We start from the raw sequence: 12,451 nt of genomic DNA, 5'->3' as shown, positions 1-12,451 counted from the left end.
TTCGAGCCAGGGGAACTGCGGCAACTGTTGGAAGACGAGCCTGCCTCCACTTGGGCACAAATCAATTCGACCCCACATGCGCGAGCGGACGGTGTTCATCAGCCAGCCCAGGCGCCGTGGCTCCCTGAACGCAGAAGATAACTTTGCGGAGGAGCGGTCACGCAACTGTCGGCGGCGCCGGGCCTCAGGGTGAATGGAAAGGATGGAGTGGCGGATGGTGTCGCGTGAAGGCGCAACACGCGTGCTGACCGACCTGCATACGTAGGAAGTCGTTCATTGCTCCCAAATCGTATGTGAGGAACATTCCTGTCCCGGCTGCGCCGCGCGATGCTAGGTCGCGTTGTTCAGCGGGCCAAGCCGATGACACCTACGAAGCTACTGATCGGGCAGATCGCCGTTGTGTGCGCAATTGTCATTATCGGCGTATGGACGGCAACCCAATGGTGCGCTCAAATGCTGACCTACCAGACGCCTCTCGGCGCACCATGGTTTCTCTTCGCCGGCTGGCCAATCTACAAGCCGTGGAAGCTGTTTGAATGGTGGTTCCACTTCGATGCTTATGCGCCGGAGGTCTTCGACAAAGCCGGTACGCTTGCAGGCGCCAGCGGATTCCTGGGTTGTGCCGCCGCAATCGCTGGCTCGCTTTTGCGCGCGCGACAGCGCGGGTCGGTTACGACCTATGGGTCTTCACGGTGGGCCACGACTCATGAGGTCGAGACGGCAGGGTTGTTACGGCCGGCGGGCGTTTTCCTCGGTAGGCTGAACGATCGCTATCTGCGCCATGACGGCCCGGAGCACGTCATGGCATTTGCGCCGACGCGTTCGGGCAAGGGCGTGGGGCTGGTTGTTCCAACGCTACTTTCCTGGACCGGGTCTGCCATCATTCATGATATAAAAGGCGAAAATTGGCAGTTGACCTCCGGCTGGCGGTCGAAATTCTCGTACTGCCTTCTGTTCAATCCGACCGACCCGAGATCGGCACGCTACAACCCGCTGCTGGAGGTGCGCAAAGGCCCAGATGAGATCCGGGACGTTCAAAACATCGCCGACATCCTCGTCGATCCCGAGGGCGCGCTGGAGCGACGGAACCACTGGGAGAAGACCAGCCATTCACTCCTAGTTGGCGCCATTTTGCACGTGCTCTACGCTGAAGAGGACAAGACGCTGGCCCGCGTCGCCACCTTCCTGTCGGACCCGCAACGCTCGTTTGCCGCAACGCTACGGCGGATGATGACGACAAACCATCTCGGGACGGGGCATAACCCTCAGGTCCATCCCGTAGTGGCCTCGGCGGCTCGCGAACTCCTGAACAAGTCGGAAAACGAGCGCTCAGGCGTCCTCTCGACCGCCATGTCCTTTCTCGGGCTTTATCGTGATCCAACGGTCGCGGCGGCCACTTCGTCCTGCGACTGGCGCATCGCTGACCTAGTGGATGGAGAGCGACCGCTGTCGCTCTATCTGGTCGTGCCGCCTTCGGATATCTCGCGCACCAAGCCTTTTGTGCGACTGATCTTGAACCAGATCGGCAGGCGGTTGACGGAGCGTCTGGAGGGGGACCCGAAGAAGAGCCGTAAGCATCAGCTGCTCATGATGCTGGACGAGTTTCCGGCGCTCGGTCGCCTCGACTTCTTCGAAACGGCGCTCGCCTTCATGGCAGGTTATGGCATTCGCTCCTATCTGATCGCACAATCTTTGAACCAGGTTTCAAAGGCCTATGGCGAGAACAATGCTATTCTCGACAATTGCCACGTGCGAATTGCCTTTTCCTCCAATGACGAACGCACGGCCAAGCGCATCTCGGATGCCCTCGGCACCGCAACCGAACTTAGGTCGATGCGCAACTATGCGGGCCATCGGCTTGCGCCCTGGCTTTCACATGTCATGGTGAGCCGCCAGGAAACCGCGCGCCCGCTCCTGACGCCAGGCGAGGTGATGCAATTGCCGCCGTCAGACGAATTGGTCCTGGTTTCTGGGTTGCCGCCGATCCGCGCCAAGAAGCTGCGCTATTATCAGGATCAGAATTTCACAGATCGGGTGCTGCCTGCGCCGGTGCTGCACGACGGACCCTATGCGGACTGCCCTGCATCACGCCCGGACGGCTGGACTGGACAAGTGTGCAGCGTCGATAGCCGACTTGCTGCGGACGAGGAAAGCGCCGACGCGCCAGTTGAAGACGAGGGAGGCGTTCAGCAGCAACGCCATCCAAGCCTGCCCGAAGAAGACGTTGTTGTCTCTCAAGAGCCCGATCAGGCCGATCTGTACAAGCCCGCAGACGATGACAGCGAAGCGCTCGCGGACAAGCGTGTCATGGATCGGATTTCCACTGCGGCCCGCGTCTACGGTATCAACGAGGGCAGGGGCGACGATGTCATTCCCGGCTTCTGAAGTCCGCTGAGTTGCAGAGCGCACCTCAGCGTAGATAACGGCCATAAGCAATTTTGAGCGTCTGGCCGATGCTTCTCCCGTCGCCGGCGCAACGCCGGGCCGTCGGAACGATCCGCATGAAGCCGCACCGCATTCGCCATCAGTTTCTGCTTGAGCCGGAGCTCAGCGAGAAACTGGACAACCTCAGTCGCGATCCGTCAACGACCAAATCAGCGATCGTGGGGAAGGCGATCGAGGCGTTCATCGAGCGGCGTGGCGAGAGCGAGTTCGATCGGCGCTACGGCGTAAGGCTTGACCGGCTCTCCCGCGATCTTGCCCACGTCAGGCGCGATTCCGAGGTGATCCTGGAGAGCCTGGCGCTCTTCATCCGCTTTTCGATCACCCTTCACGCCCACACGCCGGTCCCGGATCGGGCAACGCAGGCTATTGCCCAAGAGCGTTTCGAGAAATTCGTTGAGAAGGTCGGCCGCCAGATCGCTTCCGGCAAAAAGTCGCTTAGCAAAGACAATGGTGGGGGAGGGGAAGGATGAGCTCTCATCCCGAGGCCGACCACCGGCGGCGTGTCATGCTGCGCACCGCCATGGGTCCGGCAATCACCGAAGCCCTGGCCGATCCGTCCGTCATCGAGGTGATGGTCAATCCCGACGGCGCGCTGCGACTCGACCGGTTAGGCGAAGGTCGGGTCGATACCGACGTTCACATGCACCCGTCCGAGGCAGAACGTATCATCCGCCTGGTTGCTTCGCACGTGCGCGCCGAGGCGCACGCCGACAACCCGATCGTCAGTGCCGAATTGCCGTCTGGCGAACGCTTCGAAGGCCTGCTGCCACCTGTGGTGTTGGCGCCATGTTTTGCCATCCGCAAGCCCGCCGCGAAAGTCTACACCCTGGCCGACTATGTTGCCGAACGCATCATGCTGCCGCTGCAGGCCGATGCGCTGAAAAAGGCCGTCCGCGAGCGGCGCAACATGCTGATCGCCGGCGGCACTTCCTCGGGGAAGACAACACTCGCCAACGCTCTGCTGGCTGAAGTCGCCGAATGCGACGATCGGGTGATCCTGATCGAGGACACACGCGAACTGCAGTGCGCGGCCAGGGACTGCGTTGCCCTGAGAACAAGGCGGGGCTCGGTCACCCTTGCCGATCTCGTGCGCTCGACGCTGAGGCTCAGGCCGGACCGCATCATCGTGGGCGAGGTGAGGGGCGCGGAAGCGCTCGACATGCTGAAGGCATGGAACACCGGGCACCCAGGCGGCATCGCTACCGTACACGCCAATTCCGCGCGCTCGGCTCTCTATCGCATTGAGCAACTCGCCCAGGAAGCGGTGGTCACCGTTCCCCGCCGGCTCATCGCTGAGGCGATAGATCTGATCGTCTTCATAGCGGGACGCGGCTCGTCGCGCCACATCGACGCAATCGCCGAGGTCACCGGTCTCGACGGCAGCGGCGATTACGCCGTTGCCCCGCTCACGCTTTCGCAACTCCAGCAGCTTTGAAAGGCCTTCCTCATGCGCAAGAAGCTTCGCTTTCTTTCGTCCACAGCGCTCGCGTTTCTTATCACGGCCCCGGTTTATGCCGCCGGCTCCGGCATGCCGTGGGAGCAGCCGCTGCAGCAGATCCTGGAGTCCGTGCAGGGACCGGTCGCCAAGATCGTTGCGGTGATCATCATTATCACCACCGGCCTGACGCTTGCCTTCGGCGACACCGCCGGTGGTTTTCGGCGCCTGATTCAGATCGTCTTCGGTCTGTCGATCGCCTTCGCGGCATCGAGCTTCTTCCTCTCCTTCTTCTCCTTCGGTGGTGGGGCGCTCGTCTGATGGCCGCCGGGGAGCAGCATATCGAGGGCTTCGCAGTACCGGTCCACCGGGCGCTGACCGAGCCGATCCTGCTCGGCGGGGCTCCGCGCGCGGTGGCGATCCTCAACGGTACAGTGGCCGCGGCCATTGGCTTCGGCTTGCAGCAATGGATTGCTGGTCTGGTGCTTTGGATCGCAGGCCACTCGTTAGCGGTGTTTGCCGCAAGACGCGATCCGGACTTCGCCAGCGTGCTTGTGCGCCACCTACGTCTGAAGGGGTGGCTTGCATGCTGAACCTTTCGGAATATCGAAGCAAAGCCGACCGGCTTGCCGACCATCTACCCTGGGCTGCCTTGGTGGCGCCCGGCATCGTGCTCAACAAGGACGGCAGCTTTCAGCGGACGTTGCGGTTCCGCGGCCCGGATCTCGAAAGTGCGACGGAGGCTGAACTCGTCGGCATTTGCGCCCGGGCGAACAATGCTCTCAGACGCCTTGGCTCTGGCTGGGCATTGTTCTTTGAGGCCGAGCGCACAGAAGCGCTGGGCTATCCGAACTCGCATTTTCCTGACGCCGCGTCGTGGCTGGTCGACGAAGAACGCCGCGCTGCTTTCGAGGGGAAGGTAGCGCACTACGAGAGCCGCTATCATCTGACCTTGGTGTTTATGCCACCGCCGGACGCCCAGGCGCGCGCAGAAAGCACGCTCGTCGACTCTCATTATTCCCGAGGAGAAAGAGACTGGCGCCAGGATCTGGCGAGGTTCCGTGACGAGACCAACCGCGTGCTCGATCTCTTCTCGGGTTTCATGTCCGAAGTACGCGTCCTCGATGATGCTCAGACGTTGACCTACCTCCACGGCACGATTTCGCCTCGTCGCCATCCTATCATGGCCCCGGAAACGCCGATATATCTGGATGCAATCCTGGTCGATGCGCCGCTTACCGGTGGCCTGGAGCCGATGCTGGGTGAGCAGCATCTTCGCACACTGACCATCCTCGGCTTTCCGAACCTCACCCGGCCCGGAATCCTCGATACCCTCAATCATCAGGATTTCGCCTATCGCTGGATGACGCGCTTCATTCCGCTCGAGAAAACGGAAGCCACGAAGACGCTGACGCGATTGCGCCGGCAGTGGTTTGCCAAGCGCAAATCGATCGTGGCAATCCTACGCGAGGTCATTACCAACGAGCCGGTCCCGCTTGTCGATAGCGATGCCGACAACAAGGCGCTCGATGCCGACGAAGCCCTTCAGGCATTGGGCGGTGATCATGTGAGTTTCGGCTATCTCACCACCACCGTGACGGTGTGGGGCGAGGATCGCCAAGCCGCTGCAGAGAAGCTTCGCGCGGTCGAGCGCATCATCAATGGGCTCGGCTTCACCACGATCCGAGAAGGCGTCAATGCGGTCGAGGCTTGGCTCGGCTCATTGCCTGGCCATGTCTACGCTAACGTTCGCCAACCGCTCGTTCATACATTGAACCTTGCCCATCTCATGCCGCTGTCGTCGGTTTGGGCCGGTCCTGCGACAAACGAGCATCTCGCGAAAGTCACCCAAACCGAAGCGCCACCGCTTTTCGTTGCCGAGACCAGTGGGTCGACACCGTTTCGGCTTTCCACCCACGTCGAAGATGTCGGCCACATGCTGGTTGTTGGTCCGACCGGCGCCGGCAAGTCGGTTCTGCTTGCTCTGATTGCTCTGCAGTTCAGGCGCTACGCCGGCGCCCAGGTTTATGTCTTCGACAAAGGCAATTCGGCCCGTGCTGCAACACTTGCCATGGGTGGAGAACACCACGCGCTAGGAGCGGACGGTTCCCTTGCCTTTCAGCCACTGCGCAGCATCAACGACCAGGCTAGCCGAAGCTGGGCGGCCGAATGGATCGCCAGCCTTGTTGCCCACGAGAACGTCACCGTCACGCCGGAGGTGAAGGAGGCTATTTGGTCAGCGCTGGCCAGCCTTGCCACCGCGCCGGCGCAGGAACGCACACTGACCGGTCTTTCGGTCCTGCTTCAATCCAATGCGCTGAAGACCGCATTGATGCCCTACACGCTCGACGGTCCCTTCGGCCGCCTGCTCGATGCCGATCATGATGGGCTGGCCTTGTCGGATGTGCAGTGTTTCGAGACCGAGGAGTTAATGCACAGCCAAAGCGCTTTGCTGCCGGTGCTTACCTATCTGTTCCAGCGACTTGAGGAACGGTTCGACGGACGGCCCACGCTGATCATGCTCGACGAGGCGTGGGTCTATCTCGACAATCCGCTGTTCGCCGCCCGCATCCGCGAATGGCTGAAGGTGCTGCGAAAGAAGAACGTGTCGGTTGTCTTCGCTACGCAGTCGCTGGCTGATATCGCGGGCTCTGGCATAGCGCCGGCAATCATCGAAAGCTGCCCGCAGCGCATTTTCCTTCCCAATGATCGTGCCGTGGAACCCCAGGCGCGCACAGCCTACGAGCGCTTCGGTTTAAGCGAGCGGCAGATCGAATTGATCGCCCGCGCCACGCCGAAGCGTCAGTATTATCTGCAATCGCGCCGCGGCAACCGTCTGTTCGAGCTCGAGCTTGGCCCCATCGCTCTTGCGCTTTGCGGTGCTTCCGATCCGGCCACGCAGACTCTGATCGACAGGATCATGTCCGAAGACGGGCAAGGCAGCTTTGCCTCGCAGTTCCTGATCGCGCGCGGCCTCGATTGGGCCGGCGAACTTCTCAAGCAATTCCCTCAACCAGACAAGGAGCAATTCTCATGATGCGGCGACGCCTTCTCTCCGGCCTGATCACCGTTTCCCTGATCGCCAAGCCTATGGCCGACTATGTGCAGCCCGCCTACGCCCTTATCGTGTTCGATCCGTCCAATTATGCGCAGAACGTGCTGACGGCCGCGCGCGCATTGGAGCAGATCAACAACCAGATCCAGTCGCTGCAGAATCAGGCGACCATGCTGCAGAACATGGCGCGCAATCTTCAGCGTCTGGATTTCTCTTCCGTTGGCCAACTCACCGGTTCGCTCCATCGCATCGACGGCTTGATGGACCAGGCGAGTGGCCTCAGCTTTGATCTGGGCAAGCTTCAAGACCAGTGGCGCAGCCAATATCCGGAAAGCTACGACGCCACGATCAAAGTCAGCGATGTGGCGAGTGCTGCGCGGGAGCGTTGGCAAACCGCCATGCAGGCGTTCCGCCAGACCATGGGTGTCCAGTCGCAAATCGTCGAGAACGTCCGCGCCGACGGCGATCTGCTCGCCGATCTCGTCAACCGCAGCCAAGGGGCGGCCGGTGCGCTTCAGGCAAGCCAGGCCACCAACCAGCTGATGGCGCTTTCGACAAAACAGCAGATGCAGATCCAGACGCTGCTCGCAACGCAGTTTCGAGCTGAGGCCGAGGATGCCGCCCGCAAGGCCCAGTCAGACGAAGCCGCCCGCGAGATGACGAAGCGATTCTTGGGTACCGGCTCGGCTTATCCCGGCAATTAATCACGAGTTCATCACGACGAGAAAGGCAGCGGCATGAACGACCTTGGCGTCATCGATCGCTTCATGGAGACCTTCATCCGCTACATCGACAGCGGGTTCGGTCTGCTATCGGGCGACCTCGCCTTCCTCACTACCATTCTGATCGGCATTGACATCACACTTGCCGGCCTGGCGTGGGCGCTCGGCGACGAAACCAGCGTTCTCGGCCGGCTTGTCCGCAAGGTGCTCTATGTTGGCGTCTTCGCCTTCATTCTGAACAATTTCAAGAACCTCGCCGATATCGTTTATCGTTCTTTTGCCGGTCTCGGGATTAAGGCGTCGGCCGGCAATCTGTCGGCAGACAATCTCTTGCGCCCGGGCCGCATTGCCGCGACCGGTTTCGAAGGTGCTTGGCCAATGCTTGACCAAGCCAGTCAGCTCCTGGGCTTCCCGGAAATCTTCGGCAACGCACTGACCATCTTCGTGCTGCTGATGGCCTGGTTCCTGGTCATCATCGCCTTCTTCATCCTTTCCATCCAGCTTTTCATCACCATCCTTGAGTTCAAGCTCACCACGCTGGCAGGTTTTGTTTTGGTTCCATTCGCACTTTGGAACCGTTCAGCGTTCCTGGCCGAACGCGTGCTCGGCCATGTTATCTCGTCAGGCATCAAGGTGATGGTGCTCGCCGTCATTGTCGGTATCGGCTCCACGCTCTTCGGGGAGTTCGCTTCCGCATTGCAAGGCAAGGAGCCGGATCTTGCCGGTGCCATGTCCCAGGTACTGGGCGCACTGGCATTGCTTGGCCTTGGCATTTTTGGGCCGGGGATCGCGTCGGGTCTTGTCTCAGGCGCACCGCAGCTTGGGGCGGGCGCCGCCCTCGGCACGACCGCGGCGGCAGCGGGTGTATCACTCGTTGCTGGAGGCACAGCATTTGCTGGCGCGCGTATGGCAACCAGCGGCGGTGTCGCCGCCATCCGAGCCGGCACAACAATGGGATCGGCTGCTTCCACGTCATGGCAGATCGGGCGCGCAACCTCGCCCGACGCTGGCCTCTCCGGTGTGGCTGCTGGAATGCATGGTGTAACCAGTGCAGCTGGCGGCGCCGCTATACGCATAGCGCGATCCGCCACTGCAAGTGTTGGGCGCAACGCCGATGCCGGGCGCGATGCCGCGTGGACCGCGACCGGCGGCACGCCGACAGCGCCAATGACCGAACGCTCTGCCGGTTCGGCCACTGTTTCGGCGCCGACGTGGGCAAGGCGCCTACGTTCTGAACAGACCGCCCGTGCAAATCGCCACGCTGCCATGCAAGCTGTCCGAGACGGAGACCGGCCGGGAGGCAGCGCCACCCCCTCTCTCAACGACAAGGATGACTAGATGCTCTTCAAGCGACCCGTGCACCGTTACGGCAAAACACCCGAACCGGTCACGCCGTATCAAAAAGCCGCCCAGCTGTGGGACGAGCGCATCGGCTCATCTCGACTGCAGGCCAGGAACTGGCGGATCATGGCCCTTGGCTGCCTGGCCTTGGCGACCGGGCTTTCCGGCGGACTCGTATGGCAGTCGATGCAAAGCCGTGTCGTGCCTTATGTCGTCGAGGTCGATGGCTTCGGCGAGACGCGCGCCGTCGCGCCGGCGATCCGGAATTATGAGCCCTCGGATGCTCAGATCGCCTGGCATCTCGGCCGCTTCATCCAGAATGTCCGTTCCGTTTCCACCGATCCGGTTTTGGTACGGCAGAACTGGTTGGCAGCGTACGACTTTGCTAGCGATCGCGCAGCGCTCTTCCTCAACGAATACGCCAAGGCGAACGACCCCTTCGGTCAGATCGGAACGCGCAGTGTTTCGGTACAGGTCACCAGCGTGGTCAGAGCCTCCGAAAGTTCATTCCAGGTCAAATGGACCGAGCAGGTGTTTGAGCGCGGAAGCCTTGCCAGCACGATGCGCTGGACTGCGATCCTCACGATCGTGATTCGCTCGCCAAGCAATACGGATCAGCTGCGCAAGAATCCGCTCGGCGTCTTCATCAATGCCATTGACTGGTCACGCGAGCTCGACAGCGCCGTCCCAACCCCCCTTTCTCCGACGGAGTCCACCAATGAAAGGTAAAATGTCACCGATTCGTGCCGTGCTGATCCTATCGGTGTCGGCAGCGGTCGTTTCCGCTTGTGCATCGAAGAAGGTGCCGCCGCCTGAGATTTCCTATGACGCTGCCGACTTCAAACCGGCCGCGATCGAAAAGGCGCCGGAGAGGCCGATTAGAATTGTCGAGGTGCCAAAACCACTGCCGCTGCCTGGCCAAATGCAGCCCGAGCCCGGCAAGGCCGAGGACAAGCGCCCCCCTGAAGAACGCGTCGCTGATGCCAACAAAGCCGCGACCCAGCAACCCACCAAGTACGGGTATGTTAATGCCGTGCAAGTCTACCCCTTCACCGATGGCGCGCTTTATCAACTCTATGCCGCGCCGGAGCGCGTGACCGACATCGCTCTGCAGCCGGGCGAGAAACTAACCGCCGTGTCGGCTGGCGACACCGTGCGCTGGGTCATTGGCGATACCGCAAGCGGCACCGGTGACAATCAGCGCACCCATGTTCTGGTAAAACCCTTCGCGCCGGGTCTTGCCACCAATGTCGTCATTACGACGGACCGGCGGACCTATCATTTGCAGCTTCAAAGCACCGAGAAGACCGCAATGGCGGCAATCTCCTGGACCTACAGCCAAGACCAGATCATCGCGCTTCGCCAGCGCAATGCTCAAGCCGAGGCAGTTACACCGGTCGCGTCGAATATCGCGCTCGAAAACCTTCGCTTTCGCTACTCAATCAGTGGCGACACACCGCCCTGGAGACCGACGCGAGCCTTCGACGACGGCAGCAAGGTCTATATTGAGTTCCCTCGTCGCATAGATCAGGGCGAGGCGCCACCACTCTTCATCGTCGGCGCAGATGGGAGCAGCGAGCTCGTCAACTATCGCGTGCGCGGCAACTATTACATCGTCGATCGGCTCTTCGCCGCGGCCGAACTTCGCCTCGGCACCAAGCGGCAGCAGGTGATCCGCATCAGCAGGATTGACGGCAGGCAACCGCAACGGCGGATCTCGCTCTTTCGCGGCAGCCGGCGAGGTGAGGACTCATGATCGAAAATTCCCGCTCTGGCATCCCGCCGAAACTGGATCCCGAGGAACTGCAGCTTCGGGCCTCTCCCCGCCGCGTGGTGCGGTTCAGGCGCGGTGTGATCATCGCGATCGCAGCGCTCGGATCCGGCGCTGTCTTCGGCGTTACCATGATCGCCCTCCAGGGGCCGGCCCTTCGCATCAGGGATCAGGCGGAAGATCTCTACAACACTGAGCGCAAACCAACCGCCGAGGGGCTCGATACGCTTCCCCATGACTATTCCGGCATGAAGCCGAAGCCTCCCGTCCTTGGGCTACCTTTGCCGGGCGACCTCGGCCGCCCCATCCTCGAGCGGCAGCGCCAGCTCGGCATCGTGCCGGGCCAAGACATCTCGGCCGAGGAGCAGCGTCTAGCGCAGCAGGCGATCGAAGCGCGTGAATCGCGGGTGCTTTTCCGCGTCGAAAATCGAGCTCAAAAGACAGATGTCGGAGAGAGCGTGCAAACTGCTCAGCATCCATTTGAGGCGCTTCCCCAATCCGAAGCAGGACGCGCGTCAGCCTCGGTGGCGGCGGCGGAAGGCGACCAGAACAATCAGCAGCGAAAGCTTGATTTTCTCAGCCAGCGGAGCACTGGCGGGATCTACAATCCGCATGCGCTGCAGACGCCGATCTCGCCATATCAACTGATGGCTGGCAGCGTGATTGCCGCCAGCCTGATCACCGGCATCAATTCCGATTTGCCGGGCCTTGTCGTCGCGCAAGTCACCGAAAATGTGCACGACACGGTCACGGGCAACATATTGCTGATTCCGCAGGGCTCACGTCTTATCGGCGTCTACGACAGCGTCGTCGCGTTCGGGCAAAAGCGAGCGCTGCTGGTCTGGCAGCGCATTCTGCTGCCCGACGGCTCGTCGGCCGAAATCGACAATCTGCCCGCGAGCGACACCGCCGGCTACGCAGGGCTGGAAGACGAAGTCGATTTCCACACTTGGCAGATGATCAAGGGAGTGGCGCTTGCCACATTGCTCGGTGTCGGCACAGAATTCAGCCTCGGCGAAAACGAGAGCGATCTGGTCAAGGCGATCCGGGAATCAGCCCAGCAGAACGCCAGTCGAGCCGGCCAGCGCATCACCGAAAAAAACCTCAATATCCAGCCCACCATCGTCGTCCGCCCAGGTTGGCCACTGCGCGTCATCGTGCACAAGGACATCGTGCTGCGGCCATACGCCAGTTGAGCAGGAGTTATCATGGCTGACCTGAAACTTGGAAAACTTCCGGACCGAACAGCTTCGAAGATCACCATTACCGTCAGCGCGGAGCTGAGCCAAACACTCAAGGAGTATGCTGCACTTTACCGTCAGACCTATGGTCAGTCTGAAACCGTGGCAGAACTCATCCCTTTCATGCTGGCGGCGTTTCTGGAAGGCGACCGAGCCTTTGCCAAGGCCAGAAAGGAACGTCTGCCGACGGAGCTTGCCGGAAAATCGTGACTCCTCCGCTAGGGCAGCTGGAACATTGCCTAGCTGTCGCGACCTACCTGCTCCTCGCGAAGCATAGGATCAAACACCTTGGAATGCAGGTATGCGCAAGAGATGATGTGGAAGGAGATACCGCGCAACAGCCTAAGTTTGCATTTTCGATTTGGTCGGCCGTGAACTATCCGCAAGCCATTGATCTGGCCTGTTGATTGAGGCGGATAGCGGCTTTGGAATTGCAGGATT

The 12,451-nt window shown here is 61.1% G+C and carries 13 protein-coding genes; 12 read left to right on the top strand and 1 reads right to left on the bottom strand.

All coding sequences use genetic code 11. From position 1 onward, the window contains the following. The first annotated feature begins 360 nt into the window (after nt 1-360). From FJV80_RS33990 to FJV80_RS33935, 12 genes are all read left to right on the top strand, one after another. Nucleotides 361-2,385, top strand: coding sequence for a conjugal transfer protein TraG (locus tag FJV80_RS33990; RefSeq protein WP_063169233.1), 2,025 nt, complete (start codon nt 361-363; stop codon nt 2,383-2,385). A 116-nt stretch (nt 2,386-2,501) separates the two neighbouring features. Further along, complete coding sequence (locus FJV80_RS33985) at nt 2,502-2,915, top strand: CopG family transcriptional regulator (protein ID WP_063170364.1); 414 nt, start codon at nt 2,502-2,504, stop codon at nt 2,913-2,915. Further along, nucleotides 2,912-3,880: a P-type conjugative transfer ATPase TrbB gene (gene trbB, locus FJV80_RS33980; protein WP_024502850.1), complete on the top strand. Its 969-nt coding sequence runs from the start codon at nt 2,912-2,914 to the stop codon at nt 3,878-3,880. The genes FJV80_RS33985 and trbB overlap by 4 nt, the downstream gene beginning before the upstream one ends. A gap of 12 nt (nt 3,881-3,892) precedes the next feature. Next, the gene (locus tag FJV80_RS33975) at nt 3,893-4,201 is read left to right on the top strand and encodes a TrbC/VirB2 family protein (RefSeq protein ID WP_024502851.1); all 309 of its coding nucleotides are present in this window, start codon (nt 3,893-3,895) and stop codon (nt 4,199-4,201) included. Further along, on the top strand, nt 4,201-4,473 hold the full coding sequence (locus FJV80_RS33970; RefSeq protein ID WP_024502852.1) for a VirB3 family type IV secretion system protein: 273 nt from the start codon (nt 4,201-4,203) through the stop codon (nt 4,471-4,473). The genes FJV80_RS33975 and FJV80_RS33970 overlap by 1 nt, the downstream gene beginning before the upstream one ends. Further along, nucleotides 4,467-6,917, top strand: coding sequence for a conjugal transfer protein TrbE (gene trbE / locus FJV80_RS33965; protein ID WP_063169232.1), 2,451 nt, complete (start codon nt 4,467-4,469; stop codon nt 6,915-6,917). Before FJV80_RS33970 ends, trbE begins: the two co-directional genes overlap by 7 nt. Continuing rightward, the gene (gene trbJ / locus FJV80_RS33960) at nt 6,914-7,639 is read left to right on the top strand and encodes a P-type conjugative transfer protein TrbJ (protein ID WP_024502854.1); all 726 of its coding nucleotides are present in this window, start codon (nt 6,914-6,916) and stop codon (nt 7,637-7,639) included. The genes trbE and trbJ overlap by 4 nt, the downstream gene beginning before the upstream one ends. 33 nt (nt 7,640-7,672) lie before the next feature. Next, a complete protein-coding gene (trbL, locus tag FJV80_RS33955; RefSeq protein ID WP_063169231.1) occupies nt 7,673-8,995 on the top strand; it encodes a P-type conjugative transfer protein TrbL in 1,323 nt (440 codons plus the stop codon). Beyond that, nucleotides 8,996-9,727 carry a conjugal transfer protein TrbF gene (trbF, locus tag FJV80_RS33950; protein ID WP_063169230.1) on the top strand — a complete coding sequence of 244 codons (732 nt, stop codon included), beginning with the start codon at nt 8,996-8,998 and terminating at the stop codon, nt 9,725-9,727. Nucleotide 9,728: 1 nt separating this feature from the next. Further along, the gene (trbG, locus tag FJV80_RS33945; RefSeq protein WP_164548809.1) at nt 9,729-10,754 is read left to right on the top strand and encodes a P-type conjugative transfer protein TrbG; all 1,026 of its coding nucleotides are present in this window, start codon (nt 9,729-9,731) and stop codon (nt 10,752-10,754) included. Beyond that, nucleotides 10,751-11,965 carry a TrbI/VirB10 family protein gene (locus FJV80_RS33940; RefSeq protein WP_063169228.1) on the top strand — a complete coding sequence of 405 codons (1,215 nt, stop codon included), beginning with the start codon at nt 10,751-10,753 and terminating at the stop codon, nt 11,963-11,965. Before trbG ends, FJV80_RS33940 begins: the two co-directional genes overlap by 4 nt. Before the next feature lie 12 nt (nt 11,966-11,977). Further along, nucleotides 11,978-12,220: a DUF2274 domain-containing protein gene (locus FJV80_RS33935; RefSeq protein ID WP_024502859.1), complete on the top strand. Its 243-nt coding sequence runs from the start codon at nt 11,978-11,980 to the stop codon at nt 12,218-12,220. Between the two features lie 29 nt (nt 12,221-12,249). On the opposite strand, the gene FJV80_RS34870 is transcribed toward FJV80_RS33935, so the two are convergent. Continuing rightward, on the bottom strand, nt 12,250-12,451 hold a 202-nt coding region (locus FJV80_RS34870), incomplete at its 5' end, for a hypothetical protein (protein WP_206520515.1).

Source organism: Mesorhizobium sp. WSM4310, assembly GCF_007003935.1.
Classification (GTDB): Bacteria; Pseudomonadota; Alphaproteobacteria; order Rhizobiales; family Rhizobiaceae; genus Mesorhizobium.
This window is presented reverse-complemented; position numbering and strand designations above follow the sequence as displayed.